The 25,193-nt window shown below is 64.0% G+C and carries 21 protein-coding genes; 16 read left to right on the plus strand and 5 right to left on the minus strand.

Annotated elements, in window-relative coordinates:
* The 6 genes from SO180_RS37360 to SO180_RS37385 form a co-directional block, all read left to right on the plus strand.
* Positions 1-317 (plus strand): hypothetical protein (locus tag SO180_RS37360; protein WP_449383798.1); only part of this gene is annotated, 317 nt, incomplete at its 5' end.
* 1,668 nt (positions 318-1,985) lie between these two features.
* A complete protein-coding gene (locus tag SO180_RS37365; protein ID WP_449383799.1) occupies positions 1,986-2,165 on the plus strand; it encodes a hypothetical protein in 180 nt (59 codons plus the stop codon).
* A gap of 141 nt (positions 2,166-2,306) precedes the next feature.
* Positions 2,307-2,972, plus strand: a complete 666-nt coding sequence (locus SO180_RS37370) for a protein-L-isoaspartate O-methyltransferase family protein (RefSeq protein ID WP_449383800.1) — start codon at positions 2,307-2,309, stop codon at positions 2,970-2,972.
* A 198-nt stretch (positions 2,973-3,170) separates the two neighbouring features.
* Positions 3,171-4,577 (plus strand): TolC family outer membrane protein, encoded by a 1,407-nt coding sequence (locus SO180_RS37375; RefSeq protein WP_449383816.1) that lies wholly within the window; start codon positions 3,171-3,173, stop codon positions 4,575-4,577.
* A 356-nt stretch (positions 4,578-4,933) separates the two neighbouring features.
* On the plus strand, positions 4,934-5,698 hold the full coding sequence (locus SO180_RS37380; RefSeq protein WP_449383801.1) for a PopZ family protein: 765 nt from the start codon (positions 4,934-4,936) through the stop codon (positions 5,696-5,698).
* Positions 5,699-5,855: 157 nt separating this feature from the next.
* Positions 5,856-8,729 (plus strand): valine--tRNA ligase, encoded by a 2,874-nt coding sequence (locus SO180_RS37385; RefSeq protein ID WP_449383802.1) that lies wholly within the window; start codon positions 5,856-5,858, stop codon positions 8,727-8,729.
* Between the two features lie 7 nt (positions 8,730-8,736).
* On the opposite strand, the gene SO180_RS37390 is transcribed toward SO180_RS37385, so the two are convergent.
* Positions 8,737-9,345, minus strand: a complete 609-nt coding sequence (locus tag SO180_RS37390) for a DNA-3-methyladenine glycosylase (RefSeq protein ID WP_449383803.1) — start codon at positions 9,343-9,345, stop codon at positions 8,737-8,739.
* A gap of 130 nt (positions 9,346-9,475) precedes the next feature.
* Here SO180_RS37390 and lipA point away from each other — a divergent pair, with 130 nt between their 5' ends.
* Entirely contained in the window at positions 9,476-10,432 is a 957-nt protein-coding gene (gene lipA / locus SO180_RS37395; RefSeq protein WP_449383804.1) for a lipoyl synthase, read from the plus strand.
* A gap of 6 nt (positions 10,433-10,438) precedes the next feature.
* A complete protein-coding gene (locus tag SO180_RS37400) occupies positions 10,439-10,909 on the plus strand; it encodes a type II toxin-antitoxin system RatA family toxin (RefSeq protein WP_449383805.1) in 471 nt (156 codons plus the stop codon).
* A 50-nt stretch (positions 10,910-10,959) separates the two neighbouring features.
* On the opposite strand, the gene SO180_RS37405 is transcribed toward SO180_RS37400, so the two are convergent.
* Genes SO180_RS37405 through SO180_RS37415 form a run of 3 tightly spaced genes read right to left on the minus strand, consistent with a single transcriptional unit; the run spans position 10,960 to position 13,535 of the window.
* A complete protein-coding gene (locus tag SO180_RS37405; RefSeq protein WP_449383806.1) occupies positions 10,960-11,733 on the minus strand; it encodes an alpha/beta fold hydrolase in 774 nt (257 codons plus the stop codon).
* 14 nt (positions 11,734-11,747) lie between these two features.
* The gene (locus SO180_RS37410; protein WP_449383807.1) at positions 11,748-12,350 is read right to left on the minus strand and encodes a CinA family protein; all 603 of its coding nucleotides are present in this window, start codon (positions 12,348-12,350) and stop codon (positions 11,748-11,750) included.
* A 3-nt stretch (positions 12,351-12,353) separates the two neighbouring features.
* Positions 12,354-13,535, minus strand: a complete 1,182-nt coding sequence (locus tag SO180_RS37415) for a bifunctional 2-C-methyl-D-erythritol 4-phosphate cytidylyltransferase/2-C-methyl-D-erythritol 2,4-cyclodiphosphate synthase (RefSeq protein ID WP_449383808.1) — start codon at positions 13,533-13,535, stop codon at positions 12,354-12,356.
* 277 nt (positions 13,536-13,812) lie between these two features.
* Between SO180_RS37415 and dusB the strand changes: the two genes are divergently transcribed.
* The 7 genes from dusB (at position 13,813) to hflX (ending at position 23,322) form a co-directional block, all read left to right on the plus strand.
* A complete protein-coding gene (gene dusB, locus SO180_RS37420) occupies positions 13,813-14,814 on the plus strand; it encodes a tRNA dihydrouridine synthase DusB (RefSeq protein WP_449383817.1) in 1,002 nt (333 codons plus the stop codon).
* Positions 14,811-15,986 (plus strand): two-component system sensor histidine kinase NtrB, encoded by a 1,176-nt coding sequence (locus tag SO180_RS37425; protein ID WP_449383809.1) that lies wholly within the window; start codon positions 14,811-14,813, stop codon positions 15,984-15,986. Before dusB ends, SO180_RS37425 begins: the two co-directional genes overlap by 4 nt.
* A 9-nt stretch (positions 15,987-15,995) precedes the next feature.
* Complete coding sequence (gene ntrC / locus SO180_RS37430; RefSeq protein WP_449383810.1) at positions 15,996-17,438, plus strand: nitrogen regulation protein NR(I); 1,443 nt, start codon at positions 15,996-15,998, stop codon at positions 17,436-17,438.
* A gap of 223 nt (positions 17,439-17,661) precedes the next feature.
* The gene (locus SO180_RS37435) at positions 17,662-20,037 is read left to right on the plus strand and encodes a sensor histidine kinase NtrY-like (protein ID WP_449383811.1); all 2,376 of its coding nucleotides are present in this window, start codon (positions 17,662-17,664) and stop codon (positions 20,035-20,037) included.
* Between the two features lie 17 nt (positions 20,038-20,054).
* Positions 20,055-21,425 carry a nitrogen assimilation response regulator NtrX gene (gene ntrX, locus SO180_RS37440; protein ID WP_449383812.1) on the plus strand — a complete coding sequence of 457 codons (1,371 nt, stop codon included), beginning with the start codon at positions 20,055-20,057 and terminating at the stop codon, positions 21,423-21,425.
* 254 nt (positions 21,426-21,679) lie between these two features.
* On the plus strand, positions 21,680-21,928 hold the full coding sequence (hfq, locus tag SO180_RS37445; protein ID WP_007591126.1) for an RNA chaperone Hfq: 249 nt from the start codon (positions 21,680-21,682) through the stop codon (positions 21,926-21,928).
* Positions 21,929-21,939: 11 nt separating this feature from the next.
* A complete protein-coding gene (hflX, locus tag SO180_RS37450) occupies positions 21,940-23,322 on the plus strand; it encodes a GTPase HflX (RefSeq protein ID WP_449383813.1) in 1,383 nt (460 codons plus the stop codon).
* A gap of 65 nt (positions 23,323-23,387) precedes the next feature.
* Here the strand turns inward: hflX and mazG are convergent, their stop codons facing one another.
* Positions 23,388-24,239, minus strand: a complete 852-nt coding sequence (gene mazG, locus SO180_RS37455; protein ID WP_449383814.1) for a nucleoside triphosphate pyrophosphohydrolase — start codon at positions 24,237-24,239, stop codon at positions 23,388-23,390.
* Between the two features lie 125 nt (positions 24,240-24,364).
* On the opposite strand from mazG, the gene queC reads away from it, so the two are divergent.
* Positions 24,365-25,078, plus strand: coding sequence for a 7-cyano-7-deazaguanine synthase QueC (gene queC, locus SO180_RS37460; protein WP_449383815.1), 714 nt, complete (start codon positions 24,365-24,367; stop codon positions 25,076-25,078).
* Positions 25,079-25,193 lie beyond the last annotated feature (115 nt).

A 25,193-nucleotide genomic window follows, 5' to 3' on the forward strand; every position in this document is an offset into this window, starting at 1 on the left:
GCTTACGACGCCGCATCTTGCCGCATGTTAGTGCGTGCCGCTGCGATATCTGCCAGAATTTCCCGGTGGTCCAACGATGGGCCAAGTCTTCCAAAAATCAACAACAACCAAGGAGACTTGCCATGCGTGCCTGTGCTCGCGCGGATGATGCTGCTGTTGTGTTTCGCCAAGATATTGAAAGACTTGCGTATCAACTTGCCGAATTGGAGGAACTGCGGAGCCAAGTGCTTGAGGCCGAGCAGAAGAAGCGAAATAGACGAACGCAGAAACACATGGGATTGGGCGCATCGAGCCAAGGCACGCATTGCGGGCAATGATCGTTAAAGGGGTGTTCTTTGTCGCATTGGCATCGCTTGAGACTGCTTGGCTATATGGCCTTGCCAAAGCAGCGATAGCCGTTGGCGATTGGTTGCTATCCTAGAAGCGCAATCACGGCACTTCCCAAGGAAGCTCGCTCAACGCGTTACTCCGGGCGAGGAAGATCAGATGCGCCGATAGGCGGCCTCTCGGCCGTGCGACGACAGGAGGACCAACTGAGGCGGCCTTGCTTCTCGCGCGAAAGCTTCTCTTGGACGGTTGCTAAGATTGCGCTGCCAGAGCGGGCAGGCAACGACCAAGGGGCAAAAACGACCCCGGCCATGGGGGGCTTCTAGAGTAAGCCGGGGCCGTTGAAGTTTGCTTGGCAGGAGTTGCCAAGCGCCGGCAGCCTAACCGGTTGGGGCGTTTCGCTCTGTTCACTTTGGACATAAAATTGGCCCCAGCTATTTGGGCGGCGAGCTGGGGCCATCTCCGCTCGGTGCAGGGGGGGATTGCCGACCGGAGCATGCCGAGAACACGCGAAGTTGCCACTTGTTCCTGAGTCACTCGACCGTGCACTTTACTCCCCGCTATCCACAGTCTTGCACGTAAGGGAGATTGACAATCGAGTTGATTCGGCACTTCGGCCCTGTAGCCTTCGTCTTGGGAATGCCAAGGGTTTTGCGTAGGGGGAATCCATGGATAGTACCGAGCGAGCCTTCGTCGTTATCGCGGCGACGGGTTTCTACGTCATGGTCGCTGGCATCACTTGGCTACTGGTTAGTTGAGATAGAGCTGCCGTTACACGCTGACAGGAAACAGACCGCCAACTAAGGCGGCCTAAAGTGAGTGCCAAATCGCCACATCGCGAACCATGTTCTTCGCCGGAGAACTACGGGTATTCGCGAGAGAGCTCTGCGCGCTTCAGCAAGCGGGCTGGCAATGGAGGCAAAGCCCAACCGGACCTCGCGGCCACGAATCCTCCGCGGAGCAGCGCGACCTGTAAGGCCCACGTCAGTTTGTCGCCGTACGATCACTCCGCCGAAGCTATAGGCGACGAGAAATAGGCGGCTTTAGCTGGAGGGTCAGATGGTAGTTCGGACCCTTTTGATAGCTGTTTGCATTTTGCCGTTGAGCGTATGCCCGGGTCTTTCCAAAGGAAGCGGCTCTCATACAGACCCTCCTTGGAATCACGAGCATATAGACGTCCTGCCTGCCGATGTCCGCGCCTACATCACAGGCGTCTGCAAGGGGCCGCCTCAAGCCCAGCACGACTTCGCTACCTACCTGCCGAGCGAACACCGGTGGCGCATCAATCTTGAATACCTTCAATGCGAGGGTCTCGGTCGTGACTTCCGACGAGGCAACCAATGTCTCGATGTGGACTTCGTACAAGTCGGCTCCCACTTTCGGCTCGTCAGAAAGCAATATGCAGCCTGCGGTTTTTGACCGCTAAGCCTCCGTCCAGAAAGTCGAGCAATAGCCAATGAAGTGAAGCCGCCGACGTAAACAAGTCGGTGCCTGTGTTGCCGCCTCAGCCAGCAGGCAAACGCCATAACCTATGCCGGAGCGCAAAGGTCTTCACGCGGTCGTGCACACCGTTTGCCGCGCCGACATCGGAAGGACGCCAAATCGACTCAATTCAAATCGAGGTTCCCTGACGCTGGGCTTACGCGGAGCTGATTCCGATGCCGAACGTTCAGGTCGACCATTCCCTGTTGGTCCCCTCGATTCTGCCCACCGACATCCCCGATCTCAGCGACGACGAATGCCTCGCGTTGCTCGCGCGCGCGGTCGAGACACGCGATTCGGCCCGGCTGGATGAAGTCGCAGCCTTGATCGGCCGGCTCGCCGTCGCGATCGAATAGGGCGCAAAGGCGTCAGGCCTGCGTCGACCGGCCCGAGGCTGCCGCCTTCGGGGCAATCGCCATGTTGCGTTTTGGCGAGGCATGTTCCAAAGATGCCGCCACGTTTTTCCCGCGGCGCCGTCCGCATTCCAGGGTTCCCTAATGTCCGGTTTTGCGACCGCGCGCCAAAAGATGGTCGATGGCCAGGTGCGCACCAGCGACGTCACCGATCGCCGTATCCTCGATGCCATGCTCGCGGTTCCACGCGAGGCTTTCGTCCCCGCAAGCCGGCAGGCGCTGGCCTACCTCGACCTGGACCTCGACGTGGCCGAAGGCGGATCGGCCAAGCGATATCTGATCAAGCCGGCGCTCACCGCCAAGCTGCTGCAGGCGGCCGAGATCGGCGAAGCTGATCGTGTCCTGGTGGTCGGCTGCGCCACCGGCTACGTCGCGGCCCTTGCCGCGCGGCTCGCTGGGCAAGTCACGGCTACGGAAAGCGATTCAGCGCTCGCCGCAAAAGCGAAGAGCAATCTGGCCGCCCTGGGATTTGCCAATGTGACGTGCGCAGCAGCGCCCTGTGAAGAGGGGGATCCGGCGGCCGCTCCCTACGATGTGATCATCGTGAACGGGGCGACCGAAGTGACGCCCAGCGGGCTCTTCGAGCAGCTCAAGGAGGGCGGTCGGTTGGTCGGCGTGTCGGCCGAGACGACGCCCCAGCGGGCCGTGATCGTGACCCGCGCTCACGGCGAATTTGGCCACCGCGCGCTGTTCGACGCCGCAGCCCCGGTCCTTCCCGGCCTTGCGCGGGCGCCCGCCTTCGTCTTCTGACGGGATGGAACCCGTTAAAAATACCGTTCTGAATCAGAAGTGTGGCAGGGATGCTGCACGTGAAGAGTTTCCGCTGCGAACAACCGTCGGGTAGTTCCGTCCGGCTTGCCCCCGTCCTATGGTGCGCCGGGGGCAATGACTCTCTGTCACCCGGCTCGCGGGCACGAGCCGGCGATAAGAATGAAACGGAATATCTGGATGCATGGGGTGAAGCTCTTCACCGGAGCTGCGGTTTCGGTCCTCCTGATGGCGCTTGCCGGGCCGACTCCTGCCTTGGCGGAGACGATCGAAGGTGCGCTGGTGCGCGCCTATCAGGACAATCCGCAGCTCAACGCGCAGCGCGCATTTGTCCGTTCGACGGACGAAAACGTGCCGCAGGCATTGTCCGGATATCGCCCCAAAGTCTCGGTGACTGCGAGCGTCGGCACTCAGTATCTGCACACCGACTCGACGGCGGCTAGTAACAGTGGCCTCGTGATACACACGCTCACGAGTGGAAATAATGCGCCGCGCGCTGCCGGTCTCACCGTGACGCAGACACTATTCAACGGCAACCAGACCGGTAACCGGACCCGGGCCGCGGAGAATCAGGTTTCCGGCGCTCGCGAGGGATTGCGCAATCTCGAGCAGCAGGTGCTGTTCTCGGCGGCGCAGGCCTATATGGACTATCTGCGCGATTCGGCGACGGTCGAGGTCAACAAGAGCAACGTACGGGTGCTCGAGCAGACGCTCAAGCAGACCCGAGATCGCTTCAACGTCGGCGAAGTCACCAGAACCGACGTGGCACAGTCGGAAGCGCAACTGGCCGCGGGGCGAACTCTCGAGCAGCAATCCGAAGCCACTCTGACGGCGACGCGAGCGACCTATCGGCGCATCATCGGCATCGAGCCGATCAATCTTGCGCCGGGCTCACCGGTGGATCGCCTGCTGCCGCAATCACTGCCTAGGGCGGTCGAGCTTACGCTCATCCAAAACCCGACCGTGACAGCGGCGATGTTCGGGATCGATGTCGCCTTCATGAATCTGAAGGTGAACGAAGGCGCGTTGCTGCCGACGGTCACGTTCCAGGCCTCGGTCAATCAAGCCTATGAACAAACTCTGATCACTCCAAGCACGTTCAGCGCTGCCGCCATCGCGCAGGCCTCGATGCCACTGTATCAAGGCGGCGCCGAATATGCGCTGATCAGGCAGTCCAAGGAGTCGCTGGCGCAGCAGCGCCTCACGCTCGATCAAACGCGCGACCAGGCTCGGTCCGACACCGTATCTGCCTGGGGCCAGCTCGAAGCGTCCAAGGCGCAGGTGCAATCGGCGCAGGCCCAGGTGACGGCATCGGAGATCGCATTGAACGGTGTGCGCGAGGAGGCGAAGGCCGGCCAACGCACCACGCTCGACGTTCTCAACGCACAGCAGGCGCTGGTCAACGCCCGCATCAACCTCGTGAATGCGCAGCACGATCGTGTCGTGAACTCCTATCGCGTTCTCAGCTCGGTCGGCCGCCTGTCGCCGATCGTGCTCGGCCTGAAGACCAACGTCTACGATCCCAGCGTGCATTACCACCAGGTGCGCGATAGCTGGGCCGGCGTACGCACGCCCGACGGACGCTGATCTCCGCGCTCAAGGCATGATCCGCAATCTAAAGCGCGATGAAGATTCATCGCGCTTTAGATTGGCGTCGCCACATCGCGATGCTGCCTTGCGGTTTGCTTGCAATCGTCAAACGCCCTGACATAGCCTTTCACTGAGATGAGGGCGCGATTCGCGCCGCATCTCATGTTGTTTGCGTAGGGCTTCGGTGACGTGGGCAGGGGCGCACCGCCGCGCAGTGAGTCGCAATCGCCTGATCTGGGGACAAGTCAGGCGGTCGCGGCGAAAATGTCGAGCCACCCATTCGGAACCGGTCAATCCTGTCGTGCTTGGTGTAAAACAACGCATGCGAGGGCGTTGATGATGTGGAGTCGGAGATGACGCAGCCTGCAAAGGTGCAAGAACCCTCGATGGAGGAGATTCTGGCCTCGATCCGGCGCATCATTGCCGACGATGAGGCCAAGCCGCCGCCGACCGAGAAGGCCGCCGAACCTACCAAGCCCGCAGCCGCGCCGGCGCCCAAGCCGTCCGCGATGAACGACATTCCGCCGTCCAAGATCGCGCCGACCAAGCCTGTCGCCGAAAAAACTGCTGCGCCACCACCGGCTGCAAAGCCCGCAGCACCGCCGCCTGCGCCGGCCGCAAGCAACAACCAGGACGATATCGACGCGCTGCTGGCGGGGCTGGACGAGGCGACCCCCGCGCCCGAGGTGCGGGCGCCGGAACCCGAGCCCGAGCCCGACGTGCTCGAGCTGACCGACGAGATGGCGGTTGAAACGCCCGCGCCTCCACCACCGAGCTTTCGCAAGGTCGAACCGGGCGACGATGTCGAATTCGCCGAGGCTGCAGCGCCGTCTTTCCGGCCAGCTCCTCCGCCCCCATCCTACCAGCCGGTCGATTTCAATGCGCCGCCGCTGCCGCCGCAGCAGCCGATCCTAGCCCAGACGACGATCTCGGCCGTCGAGTCCGCCTTCAATTCCCTGGCCCATACCGTCCTGAGCTCGAATGCGCGCACACTGGAGGATCTGGTCAAGGAGATGCTGCGGCCGATGCTGAAATCCTGGCTCGACGACAACCTGCCGGGCCTCGTTGAACGCATCGTGAAGGCGGAAATCGAGCGGGTCTCGCGCGGCGGCCGCTAAGGCGCCGGGCCGCGCGGTCCTGATAAAGCCCTGCTTCTATGACCCATTCGGCCTGGCGACCGGGCCGGAAAGCCGTTTTGCCGCCGGGCCTTCCATAGACCTTTCCATTGACACTTTCCGTTGACTTGGCCCCCGTGCACGGCTTTTTAGCAGCCCCATGATCGAGAAAAACTACCAGCCCGCCGATATCGAAGCCCGCATGTCCGTCGTCTGGGAGGACAGCCTTGCCTTCAAGGCTGGCCGCCCCGACCGGCGCGAGGCCACCCCCTTCACCATCGTGATCCCGCCGCCGAACGTGACGGGCTCGCTGCACATGGGCCACGCGCTCAACAACACGCTTCAGGACGTGCTGTGCCGCTTCGAGCGAATGCGCGGCCGCGACGTGCTGTGGCAGCCCGGTACCGACCATGCCGGTATCGCGACGCAGATGGTGGTCGAGCGGCAGTTGATGGAGCGGCAGCAGCCCGGCCGCCGCGAGATGGGCCGCGAGAAATTTTTGGAGCGGGTCTGGGAGTGGAAGGCCGAGAGCGGCGACACCATCATCAACCAGCTCAAGCGGCTCGGCGCGTCCTGCGACTGGTCGCGCGAGCGCTTCACCATGGACGAGGGCCTGTCGAAGGCCGTCATCAAGGTGTTCGTCGAGCTGCATCGCGATGGCCTGATCTACAAGGACAAGCGCCTGGTCAACTGGGACCCGAAGCTGCTCACCGCGATCTCCGATCTCGAGGTGCAGCAGGTCGAGGTCAAGGGCAGCCTCTGGTATCTGCGCTATCCGATCGAGGGCAAAACCTTCAGCCCTGACGATCCCGCGAGCTTCATCGTCGTCGCCACCACACGCCCGGAGACCATGCTGGGCGATACCGGCGTTGCCGTGCATCCCGAGGACGAGCGCTACCAGAAGCTCGTCGGCAAGCACGTGATTCTGCCGCTCGTCGGCCGCAAGATCAAAATCGTCGCCGACGACTATTCCGATCCCGAGAAGGGCTCGGGCGCGGTGAAGGTGACGCCGGCGCACGACTTCAACGACTTCGAGGTCGGCAGGCGCCATGGCCTGCGCCAGATCAGCGTGCTCGACAAGGAAGGCTGTCTCGACCTCGTCGACAATGAGGATTACCTGCGCGACCTGCCCGAAGGTGCATCGCAATTCGCCGAGGAATTCAACGACGTCGAGCGCTTCGCCGCGCGCAAGCGCATCGTCGAGCGGCTGGAGGCGTTCGGCTTCATCGAGCGCATTGAGCCGCACACCCATATGGTGCCGCATGGCGACCGTTCCGGCGTCGTGATCGAGCCCTTCCTCACCGACCAGTGGTATGTCGACGCCAAGACGCTGGCAAAGCCCGCCATCGCTGCGGTGCGGAGCGGCGCGACGACCTTCGTGCCCAAGAACTGGGAAAAGACCTATTACGAGTGGATGGAGAACATCCAGCCCTGGTGCATCTCGCGTCAGCTCTGGTGGGGCCATCAGATCCCGGCCTGGTACGGGCCGGACGGCAAGGTGTTCGTCGCCGAGACCGAGGAGGAGGCCGTCAGCCACGCGCTCGGCTATTACGTCGAGCAGGAGGTCATCACGCCGGAGCAGGGGCGCGAGATGGCACTCGACCGAAACAAGCGCGAAAGCTTCATCACCCGCGACGAGGACGTGCTCGACACCTGGTTCTCCTCGGCGCTGTGGCCGTTCTCCACCCTCGGCTGGCCCGACGATACGCCGGAGGTGAAGCGCTACTACCCGACCGACGTGCTGGTTACCGGCTTCGACATCATCTTCTTCTGGGTCGCCCGGATGATGATGATGGGCCTTCACTTCATGAAGGAGGTGCCGTTCTCGACCGTCTACATCCACGCCCTTGTCCGCGACGAGAAGGGCGCCAAGATGTCGAAGTCGAAGGGCAACGTCATCGATCCCCTGCACCTGATCGACGAATACGGCGCCGACGCGCTGCGCTTCACGCTGGCGGCGATGGCGGCGCAAGGCCGCGACATCAAGCTCGCCACCAGCCGCGTCGAAGGCTATCGCAATTTCGCGACCAAGCTCTGGAACGCCTGCCGCTTCGCGGAGATGAACCAGTGCGTCGTGCCGGAAGGTTTTGAGCCCGCGAAAGCGACGCAGACTCTGAACCGCTGGATCGCGCACGAGACCGCGCACACCACGCGCGAGGTGACGGAAGCGATCGAAGCCTATCGCTTCAACGACGCGGCGGGCGCGATCTACCGCTTCGTCTGGAACGTCTATTGCGACTGGTATGTCGAGCTCGCAAAGCCCGTGCTGCTCGGCCCGGATGGTCCTGCGAAGGCCGAGACCCGCGCGATGGTCGCCTGGGCGCGCGACGAGATTCTGAAGCTGCTGCACCCCTTCATGCCCTTCATCACCGAAGAGCTGTGGGAGGTGACCGCCAAGCGCGAGGGGTTGCTGACGCTCGAGTCTTGGCCGCTGAAGTCCGCTGGCCCGACGGCGGAAGAGCTCGCGATGGTCGCCGCATCGATGCCGAATGACGGGGCTTTCATTTCCCCGATCGTGCTGCCGATCTTCGATCATGCCGACTTCACCGATCCTGCGGCGGAAGCCGAGATCGGCTGGGTGATCGACCTGGTCACGCAGATCCGTTCCGTGCGCGCCGAGATGAACATCACGCCGGCGACGCTGACGGCGCTGGTGCTGGCCGGAGCCTCCGCCGAGACGAAGGAGCGCGCGCCGCGCTGGGCCGACGTCATCAAGCGCCTGGCGCGGCTCTCGGACATCTCCTTCGCCGATCGCGCGCCCGACGGTGCCGTGCAGATCCTGGTGCGCGGCGAGGTCGCAGCGCTCCCGCTGAAGGGCGTGGTCGATCTCGCAGCTGAGCGCGTGCGTCTCGACAAGGAGATCGCCAAGGCTGACGCCGACATCAAGCGCGCCGAGTCCAAGCTGGCGAACGAGAAATTCGTCGCCAATGCGGCCGAAGAGGTCGTCGAGGAGGAGCGCGAAAAGCGCGAGGCCGCGCTGGCGCGAAAGGCGAAGCTGCTTGAGGCGCTGGAGCGGTTGAAGCAGGTGTCGTGAGGCCCGTTCAGGCGCTACGCGGAAACGGCTTGCTCAGGAATTTCGAGCCGGTGACGCCGTAGCGCCAGGGCAACTCGACCGCCTTGGTGAGGCCGATCCGGATGCCGGTCGCGACCACCATTTTGTCGGTGCGCGCATGCAGCGCAATCGGCGGGCGGTCGAGGGGCAGGGCGTTATGCGCGATCGTGATGCCGAGCGCCTCCGTCAGCTTGCCCGGCCCCGAACACAGCGCATGCACGTCGACCAGATGCCGGCGGCGGCGCATCGCGGCAATCCCATGCGTCGGCTCCAGCGCGCGTATCAGGACGGCGCTGGCCGAGCCTTCCTCCTCGCAGACGAAATTCACGCACCAGTGGATGCCGTAGGAGCGGTAGACGTAGGCAAAGCCGGGCGGACCGAACATCACCTGGTTCCGCGGCGTCGGCCCGCGATAGGAGTGCGCTGCCGGGTCGGTATGATGATAGGCCTCGACCTCCACGATGATGCCGCCGACGCCGTTCACCAGCAATGTGGCACCGATCAGGTCGGGGGCGACCTCGTGGACGCTGCGCGCGAAGAAGTCGCGCTTCAGCGGCTTGCCCAGTGCGGCCCTGGAGGGTTTCGATTTTGGAGCCATTCGAGGTGAGAATCGCTAGACGACAGAGCAGGATATTGCCCATATCTGCCATGTTCCCTGAAGCGGCGCGAGCCGGGTTGCGGCTAACGGCGATACCGACTAGGTAGGACCTGAACAGGCCGGACACCCCATGGTCGTTATTGTCGATACCATCACCAACCCGCTGCGCCCGCGTCACCCGGAAAAAGTGAACCGGCCTGATGCTGCTTCACCGCCGAAACCGGACTGGATCCGCGTGCGCGCGCCCAACACCCGCGGCTATGCCGACACCCGCAACATCGTGCGTGCCAACGGCCTGCATACGGTGTGCGAGGAGGCGGGCTGCCCGAACATCGGCGAGTGCTGGGACAAGAAGCACGCCACATTCATGATCATGGGCGACACCTGCACCCGCGCGTGCGCCTTCTGTAACGTCAAGACCGGCCTGCCAAACCCGCTCGATGCGGCCGAGCCGGAGCATGTCGCCGAGGCGACCGCCAAGCTTGGGCTTGCCCATGTCGTCATCACGTCTGTCGACCGCGACGATCTCGCCGACGGCGGCGCTGAGCATTTTGCCAGGACGATCCGCGCGATCCGTGCTGCCTGTCCCTCGACGACGATCGAGATCCTGACACCCGACTTCCTGCGCAAGGAGGGGGCGCTCGAGGTCGTCGCCGCAGCCAAGCCCGACGTCTTCAACCACAACCTCGAGACCGTGCCGTCGCGTTACCTGACGGTGAGGCCCGGCGCGCGTTATTTCCATTCGATCCGGCTGTTGCAGCGGGTGAAGGAGATCGATCCCACGATCTTCACCAAGTCCGGCATCATGGTCGGCCTCGGCGAGGAGCGACACGAGGTGCTCCAGGTGATGGACGATCTGCGCTCGGCCGAGGTCGACTTCCTGACCATCGGGCAATATCTCCAGCCGACCCGCAAGCACCACGCCGTGATGCGTTACGTGCCGCCAGACGAGTTCGCGTCCTACGAGAAGGTGGCCTACACCAAGGGCTTTCTGATGGTGTCGGCAAGCCCGCTCACCCGTTCGTCGCATCATGCCGGCGAAGATTTCGCGAGACTGAAGGCAGCGCGGGCCTCGATCGCCCGCTGACGTCATATGCATCGAGTGTCGAGCAAGCACCGCGTCAACCACAGCGCGCCAGAGATGTTTGATCTGGTCGCCGATGTCGAGCGCTACCCGGAATTCGTGCCGCTGTGCAGCGCGCTGAAGGTGCGCCAGCGGGTTGCAAAACCCGACGGCACGGAGGTGCTGGTCGCCGACATGACGGTGTCGTTCAAGCTGGTCAAGGAATCCTTCACCAGCCGCGTGACGCTCGACCGCGCCAATCTGAAGATCCTGGTCGAATATCTGCAGGGTCCCTTCAGCAACCTCGAAAACCGGTGGACCTTCGAGCCGAAGGGCGAGGGCGTCTGCGACGTCGGCTTTTTCCTGTCCTACGAGTTCAAGAGCCGCATGCTCGCGATACTGATGGGCTCGATGTTCGACGCCGCGTTTGCGCGTTTTTCCACCGCGTTCGAGAAGCGGGCGGACGCGATCTACGGCCGGTCGAAGCTGGCATCGTCATAAGCCTCGCCGCACGCATATCCCTCTTCCAATTCGGTATGCTTGCCATCGGGTCAGGCGAGACGCAGCGCCTGCCGCAACGTGAGCGCCAGTCCAGCGGGGTTGTCGGAAGCCATCCCGTGTCCGGCCTTCGGGACGATGCCGATATTAACCCCCTGTTGCTGTAGCTGCCTCGGATCGGCGCTATTCGGCAAAGAGGTCTCCCCAAAGATCACGGTTCTTGGAATCGACAGCCCGCGCAGCACTTCGCGCCACGTCGGCTCGCTGCCGGCGACAAGCGATCTCGCCCCCCGATGAACTGCGAAAGGTGCGCTCACGGCAAGTGATGCAGCCCAGGCATGATTCCTCTCGATTCTGGACGCTCGCACCAGGTGGTCGTGGCCATGAGCAACATAGTCAGCCTCGGACATGGCCGCGATCTTGCCGCTCACGATGCCGCCCCCCGGATCAAGATTGGGCTCGCTCAGAACGAGGGACCGGATGCGCTCTCCCAGCAGACTTGCGGCCACGATCGCCACGGATCCGCCCATGCTATGGCCAAAGAGATCGATGGCCTCCGGCGCGATTGCCTCCACGAATTCCACGACGCTGCGCGCATGGTCTGCGACGGTGTAGCCGAACTCTGCAGGACGATCGCTGAAGCCTGCTCCCAGGAGGTCGACCAGCATGATGCGCCTTCCTGCCAGCGCAGGATCGGACGCCACGACGGGATAGTCGCAGGAGGACGCGCAACCCAATCCATGGATGAAGATCAGTGGCAGTCCGTGCCCAGGGATGTCGTGATAGAGCAGGTTGGCTCCCGTGGCCTTCAGCCGGATCGACTTCATCGGTGCTTTATATCTCAACCGCGCGGCGGTCTTCGTCGTTTCACCGCGCCCCGGCGCGGCGAGCGCGCCACTCGTGTGCGCAGCCGGCTTGCCGCCTCGCGACGCGGCTTTGCGGCAGCTTGCGGGCCGCGGGCGAGGTCCATCAGCATGCGCAGAGCCTCGACGACCGAGCGTAGCCGCACGGCGGTGCGGCCGATCGCGCCAAATCGGTGCTCGCGATGGATGATGCGGCCGTCGCGCGCAGCAGCGGCGAAGTGGACGAGCCCGACCGGCTTGCCGGGCGTGGCACCGCCGGGGCCGGCGATGCCGGTGATGGCGACCGCGAGGTCGACGCCGGCGCGCTCGAGCGCACCCACCGCCATCGCGGTCGCGGTCTCCTTGCTGACGGCACCGAAATTGAGCAGCGTGCTCGCCTCGACGCCGAGCATCGCGCGCTTGGCGTCATTGGAATAGGTGACGAAGCCGCGGTCGATGACGTCGGAGGAGCCCGGGATGTCCGTCAGCGCGCCGGCGACGAGGCCGCCGGTGCAGGACTCTGCGGTCGCGATCGTCAGCTTGCGCATCCGGCACAGATCGAGCAGCGAGCGGGAGAGGGCGCGTGCGTCGCTGCCGCCCATGGCTTACGCGCTCCAGGGCAGGCGGATGGTGGCGCTCGCGGTCGCTGCGATGCCTTCCTCGCGGCCGGTGAAGCCGAGCCGCTCGCTGGTCGTGGCCTTCACCGCGACGCGCGAGATGTCGACGCCCGAGATCTCGGCAATGCGCGCGCGCATGGTGTCGCGCAGGGGACCGATCTTCGGCCGCTCGCAGATCATCGTCACCTCGAGATTGGCGACGCGGCCGCCGCGCATCGTGACGCGCTCGATGGCGTATTTCAGAAACTGGTCGGAGGAGGCACCCTTCCACTTGGGATCGCTCGGCGGGAAGTGCGAACCGATGTCGCCGTCGGCGAGCGCGCCGAGAATGGCGTCAACCAGCGCATGCAGGCCGACATCGCCATCGGAATGGGCGAGGAAACCCTTGCTGTGCGGCACGCGCACGCCGCAGATCATGACGTGGTCGCCTTCGCCGAAGGCATGCACGTCGTAACCGGTCCCGGTCCTGATGTCGCCAAGCTGGCTGGCGAGGCGCGCTTCCTCGCGGACGAAGTCTTCGGGGGTGGTGAGCTTCATGTTTGCAACATCGCCTTCAAAGGTTGCGACCGTCAATCCCGCCCATTCCGCGATCGCCGCATCATCTGTGAAATCAGAGCGTCCGTCCTTCGCCGCGCGACGATGCGCGTCGAGGATGACATCGAAACGAAAGGATTGCGGCGTCTGCGCGATCCGTAAGCGCGCGCGGTCGGGCGTTCCCTCGATCTGGCCGGCGACACCGATCAGCTTGACGGTGTCGTTGACGGGGATCGCGGGGATGGCGGCACCATCGCGGCTCGCGGCTTCGATCGCGCGGGAGATCAAGGCCTGCGAGACAAACGGCCGCGCCGCGTCGTGGATCAACACAAGGTCCGGCTTGTGCGGAGCGAGCGCTTCGAGGCCGGCGAGCACGGAAGCCTGGCGCGTCGCTCCGCCGCTGGTCGGGGGCTCATGGCGCAAACCTTTGACTGCCGCCGTGAACATGGCGCCGTCATCGGGGTTCACCACCGGCTGCACCAGCGCGACATCGGGGTGGTTGCTGAAGGACTCTATGGCGCGAAAGATCACGGGCACGCCACCGATCGCGCGGTATTGCTTCGGGCCACCCGCGCCTGCGCGCAGCCCGCGTCCGGCCGCCACGAGAACAACTGCGGTCCGCTCTGATTTCGCCATAGCGCTTAAATACTCAATTGGTAGTGATGATCGGGGCGAGGGGTAATTTTGGCATGCCTCTAGCACGGTCACCGCGGAAGAACAGTGGTGTTTGCCGGATTGTCAGCAAGCTTTTTGCTGCACTGCACTTGAAAGATTGGAAGATCTGTCTAAACTGTAGGCATGACGCTTGACTGCACAAGAATTGTGCGCAAGATAGGTCATGGCGAGCGCGATGAGGCGCCGCCTTTGAGACGAGACGTCCGTGACCGGCCCGGTAGGAATTGGCGCTAAGCCGTTGAAAATAGGTGATATTGACGTCGCCAACCCGGTCTTCCTGGCGCCCATGTCGGGGGTGACCGATTCCCCCTTCCGGCGGCTGGCCGCGGAGCTTGGGGCAGGTCTCGTCGTGTCCGAAATGACCGCCTCCGATGAGCTCGCCAATGGTCACAGGATGTCGCGGCTGCGCTGCGAGGCGACCGGCCTTGGCCCGCATGTGGTGCAGCTTGCCGGCTGCGAGGCGCACTGGATGGCGGAGGGCGCCCGGATCGCGGAAGCGGAAGGCGCCGACATCATCGACATCAACATGGGCTGCCCGGCCCGCCACGTCACCGGCGGCCAGTCCGGCTCGGCGCTGATGCGCGACCTCGACCATGCCTTGCGCCTGATCGAGGCGACGATCGCGGCTGTGAAGGTTCCGGTCACGCTAAAGATGCGGCTCGGCTGGGACGACCGTACCCGCAACGCGCCGGAGCTGGCGCGGCGCGCCGAGAGCGCCGGCGTCAGGCTCATTACCGTGCATGGCCGCACGCGCTGCCAGTTCTACAAGGGCGAAGCCGATTGGGATGCCGTGCGCGATGTTCGCGCGGCGATTTCGGTTCCGCTAGTCGTCAACGGCGACATCACCGCTTACGACAAGGCCGTGGCAGCATTGGAGGCCTCCGGCGCCGACGCCGTCATGATCGGCCGTGGGGCGCAGGGCCAGCCTTGGCTGCCCGGTCAGATCGGCCGGCGTCTCCAGGGCGGGGCGGAAGAGGCCGCCCCCTCGCTCGGCGAGCAACTCCATTATGTCCGCACACTTTATGAGGGCGTCTGCGAGCTCTATGGTTTGCGCATCGGCCTCAGGCACGCGCGCAAGCATCTCGGCTGGGCGCTCGACGTTGCGGCGCATCTCAGTCGCGCGCCAGCCGAGAAGCTGAAGGGCTGGCGCCAGAGCATCCTCACATCCGAGGATCCGCGTGCCGTTCACCGTTCACTGCAAGACGCCTTCGACGACTTTGCATGGAGCGCTGCTGCATGAGCTCAGCCGCTGAACATCGTCGGCCGCTTCCGTCAAACGGCGACGCAATCCTCGACGCACTGCCCAATCCAGTGCTGCTGATCGGGCCGGACGGCAAGATCATCGACGCCAATATCGCGACCGAGGCGTTCTTCGAGATATCGACCCAGTTCCTCAAGCGCCAGTCGCTGAAGGAGCTGGTGCCGTTCGGCAGCCCGCTGCTGGCGTTGATCGACCAGGTGCGCTCGTCGAATTCACCGATCAACGAATACAAGGTCGATCTGGGCACCCCGCGCATGGGCGGCGACCGCCAGGTCGATCTGCATGTCGCTCCGCTCACCGAACGGCCCGGCTACATCGTGGTGATGCTGCAGGAGCGCACCATTGCCGACAAGATGGACCGCCAGCTGACCCATCGCAGCGCCGCGCGCTCGGTGATCGCGCTCGCCGCGATGCTCGCGCACGAGATCAAGAACCCGCTCTCCGGCATCCGCGGCGCGGCCCAGCTGCTGGAGCAGCAGGCCTCCTCGGAAGATCGCATGCTGACGCGGCTGATCTGCGACGAGGCCGATCGCATCGTGACGCTGGTCGACCGCATGGAAGTGTTCGGCGACGAACGGCCCGTCGTGCGCGGCCCGGTCAACATCCATTCCGTGCTCGACCACGTGAAGCGCCTCGCGCAATCCGGCTTTGCCCGCAACATCCGCTTCATCGAGGACTACGATCCCTCGCTGCCGCCGGTGCTCGCAAACCAGGATCAGCTCATCCAGGTTTTTCTCAACCTGGTGAAGAATGCCGCGGAAGCCCTGATCGACGTGCCCGACGCCGAGATTCAGCTCACCACCGCCTTCCGCCCCGGCGTGCGCCTGTCAGTGCCCGGTCAAAAATCCCGGGTATCACTGCCGCTCGAATTCTGCGTCAAGGACAATGGACCGGGCGTGCCGGACGATCTTCTGCCCAACCTGTTCGATCCCTTCGTGACCACCAAGCAGACAGGCAGTGGCCTCGGCTTGGCGCTGGTCGCAAAAATCATCGGGGATCACGGTGGCATCATCGAATGCGAGTCTCAGCCGCGCAAGACGACCTTCCGCGTGCTGATGCCGATGTACTCGACCTCCATCAAACACGCCGATCAAAGCAGTCGCGCCGACTCTGCCGGGAAGCCGTCGCCTGCGTCACAGGGGGCAAAATGAGGATTGAATATGCCCGCAGGTAGCATTCTCGTTGCCGATGACGATACCGCCATCCGCACGGTTCTTAATCAGGCTCTGTCCCGGGCAGGGTACGAAGTCAGGCTGACCGGCAACGCCGCCACGCTGTGGCGTTGGGTCAGCCAGGGCGAGGGCGATCTTGTGATCACCGACGTGGTGATGCCGGATGAAAACGCTTTCGACCTGTTGCCGCGCATCAAGAAGATGCGGCCGAACCTGCCGGTCATCGTGATGAGCGCGCAGAACACGTTCATGACCGCGATCCGGGCCTCCGAGCGCGGGGCTTACGAATATCTGCCAAAACCCTTCGACCTGAAGGAGCTGATCGCGATCGTCGGCCGCGCGCTGGCCGAGCCGAAGGAGCGGACCTCGAGCCCGGACGAAGACGCGGAGATGGAAGCGATTCCGCTCGTCGGCCGCTCGCCGGCGATGCAGGAGATCTACCGCGTGCTCGCGCGTCTCATGCAGACTGACCTGACCGTGATGATCACGGGCGAGTCCGGCACCGGCAAGGAGCTGGTGGCGCGCGCGCTGCACGACTACGGCAAGCGCCGCAACGGTCCGTTCGTGGCCGTCAACATGGCGGCGATCCCGCGCGACCTCATTGAATCCGAACTGTTCGGCCATGAGCGCGGCGCGTTCACCGGCGCCAACACCCGTGCCTCCGGCCGCTTCGAGCAGGCCGAGGGCGGCACGCTGTTCCTCGACGAGATCGGCGACATGCCGATGGAAGCACAGACGCGCCTGTTGCGCGTGCTCCAGCAGGGCGAATATACCACCGTCGGCGGCCGCACCCCGATCAAGACCGACGTCCGCATCGTTGCAGCCTCCAACAAGGATCTGCGCGTCCTGATCCAGCAGGGGCTGTTCCGCGAGGACCTGTTCTTCCGCCTCAACGTCGTGCCGCTGCGGTTGCCACCCTTGCGCGAGCGCATCGAGGATCTGCCCGATCTCGTGCGTCACTTCTTTGCACTCGCCGAAAAGGACGGCCTGCCGCCGAAGAAGCTCGACGCACTGGCACTGGAGCGGATGAAGCAGCACCGTTGGCCCGGCAACGTGCGCGAGCTCGAAAACCTCGCGCGGCGCCTCGCTGCTCTCTATCCGCAGGACGTCATCACGGGCTCCGTCATCGACGGCGAGCTCGCACCACCCACGATCAGCCCGGGTGCGGCGGTCCAGCAGGGCGTCGACAATCTCGGCGGAGCCGTAGAGGCGTATCTGTCCACGCACTTCCAGGGCTTCCCAAACGGCATGCCGCCGCCCGGCCTCTATCACCGCATCCTCAAGGAGATCGAGGTCCCGCTGCTTACGGCTGCGCTTGCCGCCACCCGAGGCAACCAGATCCGCGCCGCCGACCTTCTCGGCCTCAACCGCAACACGCTGCGCAAGAAGATCCGGGACCTGGATATCCAGGTCTATCGGAGCGGGGGCTAGAGCCGCGTCCACCCCTGTCATTCCGTGGCGATGCGTTAGCATCGAACCCGGAATCTCGAGATTCCGGGTTCGGTCCTACAGACCGCCCCCGGAATGACTGTGGATGCGCCTGTCCGCCGCGGTGGACACGCCGCGGAATTGTCGCAATTCGGCAACAATGTGATATGAATGCATCAGTATCCGTGATCCACGGATCCCCGTTTTCAGCATCACCATTGCCGGAATGACCAGCGAAGATAGTTCGGGCGCAGCCTTTGATACGTCTCCAACCGCAGAAGCCCGGCGCTGGTCGCCGCGCCGCTGGTTGGCGCCGTTCGCCGTCATGCTGGCGCTGCTCTCGGCGTTCCTGACCTTCGTCGTCCTGACCGGGCTGACCCGTATCGAGCCGACGCCTGACGTCGTCAGGTCGTTCCTGATGATCAACGCCGGCACCATACTGCTCCTGGTCGGCATCATCGTCCACGAGATCTGGCAGATGATCCAGGCGCGCCGGCGGGGGCGGGCGGCGGCGCGGCTGCATTTCCAGATCGTGGGGCTGTTTTCGGTGATCGCCGTGCTGCCGGCGGTGCTGGTCGCGATCGTCGCCAACGTCACCATCGAGCGCGGCCTCGACCGGCTGTTCTCCGGGCCGACCAAGGAGGTGATCCAGAACTCGCTGACGATCGCGCTCGCCTATATGCAAGATCATGCGCAGCTCATTCGCGGCGACATTCTGGGAATGGCCAACGACATCGCGCACGCCCGCCCGCTCTATGACCAGGACCGGCGGTCGTTTCGCGAACTGCTGACGGCGAGCGCCGGCTCCCGGAACCTGCCGGGCGCGATGATCATCGACAAGAATACCAACATCCTTGAATCGGCAGACACCGGCATCCGGCTCGCCTATTCGCCTCCAGCTCCGGAGTTCCTGAGCAATGTCGGTGAGAGCGAGCCGGAAATCGCTGTGCTGCCGGAGAACAATTACGTGGCGGCCGTGATCCGGCTCCGCGCCTTCAACGACACCTTCCTCTATGTTGCCCGTCAGCTCGACCCTCGCGTCGTGGCACAGGTCAAGCAGACACAGCTGGGTGTCGCCGAATATGCGCAGATTGAATCGCGCAGACTTGGCATTCAAGTCGCGTTTGCGCTGATGTTCGCGGTGATCGCGCTGACCATCCTGATGGCCTCGGTGCTGATTGGCCTCAACTTCGCCAACTGGCTGGTGGCGCCGATCAGGCGGCTGATGAACGCGGCCCATACGGTTTCGACCGGCGATCTCCACGTCCAGGTCCCCGTGCACAAATCGGAAGGCGATCTCGCCCAGTTGGGCGAGACCTTCAACAAGATGACGCAGGAACTCCGCAGCCAACGCGACGAGCTCGTCAGCGCCAGCGACCTGATCGACAGCCGTCGCCGCTTCATCGAGGCCGTGCTGTCCTCGGCCTCTGCCGGCATCATCGGCGTCGACGCCTCCGGCAGCGTCGGTATCCTGAACCGCTCCGCGGAGAAGCTGATCGGGCACGCCGAGTCCGAGACGCTCGGCCATCCCTTGTCGGAGGTGCTGCCCGAGCTCGACGACATGATGAAGACCGCGCGGGAAGGCACCCAGCGGCTGGTGCAGGGGCAGATCACCATCATGCGCGACGGGCAGGAGCGCAACCTGTCGGTCCGCGTCAGCGCGGAGAAGACCAGCCAGCCGCGCGACAGCTACATCATCACGCTCGACGACATCACCGAGCTCGTTTCGGCGCAGCGCACCTCGGCCTGGGGTGACGTGGCGCGTCGCATCGCGCACGAGATCAAGAACCCGCTGACGCCGATCCAGCTCTCCGCCGAGCGCATCCGCCGCAAATTCGGCAAGACCATCACCGAGGAGAAGGACAAGTCGATCTTCGACCAGTGCACCGATACCATCGTGCGCCAGGTCGACGACATCAGACGCATGGTCGACGAGTTCTCGCGCTTTGCGCGCATGCCAAAACCGGTGATGGAAGGCGAGGACGTCGTCGACACCGTGCGGCAGGCGGTGTTCCTGATGAAGGTCGCGCACCCGGAGCTCGACATCGAGACCACTTTCAAGCAAGACCCGCTGCGCGCGCAATTCGACCGCCGGCTGATCTCGCAGGCCGTCACCAACATCGTCAAGAACGCGACGGAAGCGATCGAACAGGTCCCCCCGGAGGAGCTCGGCAAGGATGGTGGAAAGGGCCGCATCGATGTCGTGGTCTCGCGCGAAGCCCAGGACGTGCTGATCGACGTCGTCGACAACGGTATCGGCCTGCCCAAGGTCGCGCGCTCGCGGCTGCTCGAGCCTTACGTCACGACGCGAGCCAAGGGCACGGGCCTCGGCCTTGCGATCGTCGGCCGCGTCCTCGAAGACCATGGCGGGCGCATCGAGTTGAAGGACGCCTCCGATTTTCGGGAAGGCCAGCGCGGCGCCTGGATGCGGATGCGTTTTGCGATCTCGGGCCATGCCAACACCGTCGAGGTGAAGGACGCGGCTCAGAAGGCCCGGGAAACAGCCAAAGAACCGAACACAAAGGCGCCGGCCGCCGAAACCAAAGAGCCGGCAGAAACGACTAATGATGCAACAAGAATCAAAGCCTCAACGGGCAACTGACAGAGCGGGCGCAACCCATGGCAAATGAAATTCTGATTGTCGATGATGAGGCCGATATTCGAGATCTCGTCGCGGGCATTTTGGAAGATGAGGGTTTCGTCACCAGGACCGCGCGCGACAGCGACTCTGCCCTCGCGGAGATCGCCAATCGCAGGCCGCATCTGGTGTTCCTCGACATATGGCTGCAAGGCTCCAAGCTCGACGGCTTGCAGCTGCTCGAGCAGGTCAAGAAGGACAATGTCGACCTGCCGGTCGTGATGATTTCCGGCCACGGTAACATCGAGACCGCGGTCGCCGCGATCAAGCGCGGCGCATATGATTTCATCGAGAAGCCGTTCAAGGCCGACCGCCTGATCCTGGTGGCGACGCGCGCGCTGGAAAACTCGCGGCTGAAGCGCGAGGTGAGGGAGCTCAAGCAGCTCGCCCCGACCGCGAGCCAGCTCGTCGGCCGCTCGCCCAGCATGAACCAGCTCCGCCAGACCATCGAGCGCGCAGCCAAGGCCAACAGCCGCATCCTGATCGTCGGCCCCGCTGGCGCCGGCAAGGAGTTGACCGCGCGGACGCTGCATGCGGCCTCGGGTCGCGCGGACGGGCCCTTCGTCGTGATCAATGCGGCGGCGATCACGCCGGAGCGGATGGAGCACGAGCTGTTCGGCGTCGAGCAGTCCAATGGCGAGCAGCCGCGCAAGTCGGGCGCGCTCGAAGAGGCTCATGGCGGCACGTTGTTCATCGACGAGATTGCCGACATGCCGCGCGAGACCCAGAACAAGATTTTGCGCGTGCTGGTCGAGCAGTCGTTCCAGCGCGTCGGCGGCACCGGCAAGGTGCAGGTCGACGTGCGCATCATCTCCTCGACCGCCCGCAACCTCGAGGAGGAGATCGCAGCCGGCACTTTCCGCGAGGATCTCTATCACCGCCTCTCGGTGGTCCCGATCCGCGTGCCCGCGCTCTCCGAACGGCGCGAGGACATTCCGGAGTTGATCGACTATTTCATGGACCAGATCTCGGCAGCCACGGGGCTGCCCAAGCGCCAGATCGGCCAGGATGCGATGGCGGTGCTCCAGTCCCACGTCTGGCCCGGCAACGTCCGTCAGCTCCGCAACAACGTTGAGAGAGTCATGATTCTCGCCGCCGGCGGTCCGGAGGTGATCATCACCGCCGACATGCTGCCGCAGGACGTCGGCTCGATGGTCCCGGCGATGCCGACCAGCAACAATGGCGAGCACATCATGGGCCTGCCGCTGCGCGAGGCGCGGGAGGTCTTCGAACGCGACTATTTGATTGCCCAGATCAGTCGTTTTTCAGGAAATATTTCTCGCACGGCCGAGTTCGTTGGCATGGAGCGTTCGGCACTACACCGGAAGTTGAAGGCGCTCGGCGTCGGTTGAGCCGCGTCCGATCGGCCACACATTCATAATATCGAAGGAAAATCATCGATTTCCGTAGTTTTTCGGAGGATTTGGATGCGGGCTGCCGCGTGAAGCGGCTTGCCTAATAAGCGTACCTGTCTTCTAATCCTTTCGCCGACCCTCCGAGGGGGATCTCATGAGGGAAGGCAACCGGGAGTGGCCCACATCACAGAAGAAGGCCGCGACCGGTCGGACTATCCAAACAACAAGAAACTCAAAGCGAGATAACAAAAATGGCGGCAGACCGCGCACAAAACCTACAAGACACCTTCCTTAATCACGTTCGCAAAACCAAGACGCCACTGACGATCTTTCTGGTCAACGGAGTAAAGCTGCAGGGAATTGTGACCTGGTTCGACAATTTCTGTCTGCTGCTCCGGCGCGACGGTCACTCGCAGCTCGTCTACAAGCATGCGATCTCGACTATCATGCCCGGCGCTCCGATCCAGCTGTTCGAAGGCGGCGAGGATCAGCCGGCTTGAGAGTGATCTGATTGGAACCCCGGAATTTCGACGGGGGCGCTGACCGTCCGCGGTCGGCTGGGGCTGGACAGACAGGGCGGGTGATCGTCATCGGCCCCTATATGCGTGTGCGCGCCGGCGGAGCCGACGCGCAATCGGAGAGCCATGTCCTGCGCGATGCCGAGGCACGGCTCGAAGAGGCCGCCGGCCTTGCGCGCGCCATCGACCTCGAGATCGCAGATAGCCTGGTCGCGCCGATCAGCCAGATCCGTCCCGCGACCTATCTCGGCAAGGGCAAGGTCGAGGAGATCACCGGGCTGATCAAGAGCCTCGAGGTCGAGCTCGTGGTGATGGACTGTGCGCTCTCGCCGATCCAGCAGCGCAATCTCGAGAAAGCCTGGAACGCCAAGGTGCTCGATCGCACCGGCCTGATCCTGGAGATCTTCGGCCGCCGCGCCAAGACCAAGGAGGGCGCGCTCCAGGTCGAGCTCGCGCATCTCAACTACCAACGTTCACGCCTGGTGCGGTCCTGGACCCATCTCGAACGCCAGCGCGGCGGCTTCGGCTTCATGGGCGGTCCGGGCGAGACGCAGATCGAGGCCGACCGACGGCTCATCTCCGAGCGCATTTCCAGGCTCGAGAACGAATTGAAGAAGGTGCAGGCGACGCGGCGGCTGCACCGCGCCGGCCGCCAGCGCGTGCCGTACCGCGTCGTCGCGCTGGTCGGCTACACCAACGCCGGCAAGTCGACGCTGTTCAACCGCCTGACCCGCGCCGACGTGCAGGCAGCCGACATGCTGTTTGCGACACTCGATCCGACCTTGCGCGCGCTCAACCTGCCGCATGGCGGCAAGGCAATGCTGTCGGACACCGTCGGCTTCATTTCCAACCTGCCGACCCAGCTCGTGGCGGCCTTCCGTGCCACGCTGGAGGAGGTGCTGGAGGCCGACGTCATCCTGCACGTTCGCGACATCTCGCATGAGGATGCCGAGGCGCAGCAGAGCGATGTCGACGCCGTGTTGCGCCAGCTCGGCATCAACCCCGACGACTCCGGCCGCATCATCGAAGTCTGGAACAAGGTCGACCGGTTTGATTCCGGACAGCGCGAGGAGCTGCAGAACATCGCTGCGCGCAGACCATCGGATCATCCCGCGATGCTGGTCTCGGCCGTGTCGGGCGAGGGGATCGACACACTCCTCACCGCGATCGAGGAGCGGCTGGCGGCAAAACGCACCACGCTCGATCTCTCCATCGACGCCGCCGACGGCGCCGGCATCTCCTGGCTGCATCGCAATTCCGAGGTGCTGGCGAAAGAGCTGCACGACGGCCGCTTCGACATGACCGTGCGGGTGGATGAGACCAAGCGGGACATCGTCGTGAATCGCTTCGACGCCGTGCCGCATCACGCCGCGTAGGCACGACCGCGAATAGCGCGTAGCCCGGATTACGCTTGCGCTCCATCCGGGTTACAGCAGCGGCGTTACCGGCGGGCTTCCTTGCGTCTATCGTCTGCAGGCTTCTCCTCCGCTTTCGCCGCGTTCCACAGAACGTCCATCTCCTCAAGCGAGGCCTGCTCCAGCGTGCGTCCCTTCGCCTCCAGCGCACGCTCGATGTAAGCAAAACGGCGCTCGAACTTCGCGTTGGTCGCGCGCAGCGCGGTTTCCGGATCGGCGTCGACATGACGGGCGAGGTTGACGACGGCAAACAGGAGATCGCCGGTTTCCTCGGCCAGTTCCTCTTTGTCGTTGCGGTCGAGCGCGGCTTCGATCTCGTCAGCTTCCTCGCGGATCTTCTTCAGCACCGCTCGCGGATCGTTCCAATCGAAGCCGACGGTGGAGGCCTTGCGCTGCAAAGCCATCGCGCGGGTGAGCGCAGGCAGGCCGGCCTTGACGCTTGCCAGCAGTGATCTGTGCAGCGTTTCCTCCGGCGGCCGACGCGCGGCGCGCTCGGCCTTCTCCTCGGCCTTGATGCGCTCCCACGCGCTCTTGACGCCAGCGGGCTGGATGTTGCCGTCCTTGTCGGCAAAGACGTGCGGATGGCGGCGGATCATCTTCCGCGTGATCGCCTCGACCACGTCGCCGAACGCAAACGCGTTCTCTTCCTCCGCCATGCGCGCGTGATAGACGACCTGGAGCAGGAGATCGCCGAGCTCCTCGCGGAGATCGTCGAAATCGCCACGCCCGATCGCGTCGGCGACCTCATAGGCCTCCTCGATCGTGTAGGGCGCGATCGTCGCAAAATTCTGCTCGAGGTCCCAGGGACAGCCGGTGACCGGCGTGCGTAGAGTCGCCATGATATCGATCAGGCGTGAAATGTCGCGGGAAGGGGTCATTGCGGGCCAAATCTCCTCAATGTCGGCTTTATGCCGCAAGCGGCCCGGCGTTCCCAGCACAACGCCGTGAAATGAGCCGATTTCCACCGATTGGCGGCGCCAGCACGCGATGCTAAATCGCGCCCATGAGCGAATATTATTCGTCCGAAACCGCCCTGGTGCTGTTCTCCGGCGGCCAGGATTCCACCACCTGCCTCGCCTGGGCCCTGAGCCGCTTTGCGCGGGTGGAGACGCTGGGCTTCGACTACGGCCAGCGCCATGCCGTCGAGCTCGCCTGCCGCGAGCACCTCGTCGGTGGCCTGAAGCGCTTGCATCCCGATTGGGCGGCCAAGCTGGGGGAGAGCCACACGCTCTCGATCCCGACGCTGGCCGCTGTGTCGGAGACGGCGCTGACGCGCGACGTCGAAATCGCGATGGGCTCCGACGGCCTGCCCAACACGTTCGTGCCTGGCCGCAATTTGGTGTTCCTGACCTTTGCCGCCGCGCTCGCCTACCGGCGCGGCATCACCCATATCGTCGGCGGCATGTGCGAGACGGATTACTCGGGCTATCCCGACTGTCGCGACGAGACCATCCGCGCGATGCAGACCGCGCTCTCGCTCGGCATGGCGCGGACGTTCGATCTGCATACGCCCTTGATGTGGATCGACAAGGCCGCGACCTGGCAGCTCGCGCATGAGCTTGGCGGCGATGGCCTCGTCGACCTCATCCGCGCGCAGTCCCACACCTGCTATCTTGGCGAACGCGGCGCGCAGCATGACTGGGGCTATGGCTGCGGCGAGTGTCCCGCGTGCAGCCTGCGCGCGAAGGGATGGTCGGAGTACGTTGCGCGAAAGTGACGCCATTATCTCGGTGTCATCATCCGCGAAAGCGGATGATCCAGATGCTATGGGGTAAGCGGCGACTGGGGTAAGCGGCGGTGAGGGTGTGGACACCCCTCGAACGCCGTGATCA

The sequence above is a fragment of the Bradyrhizobium sp. UFLA05-112 genome (assembly GCF_053572325.1).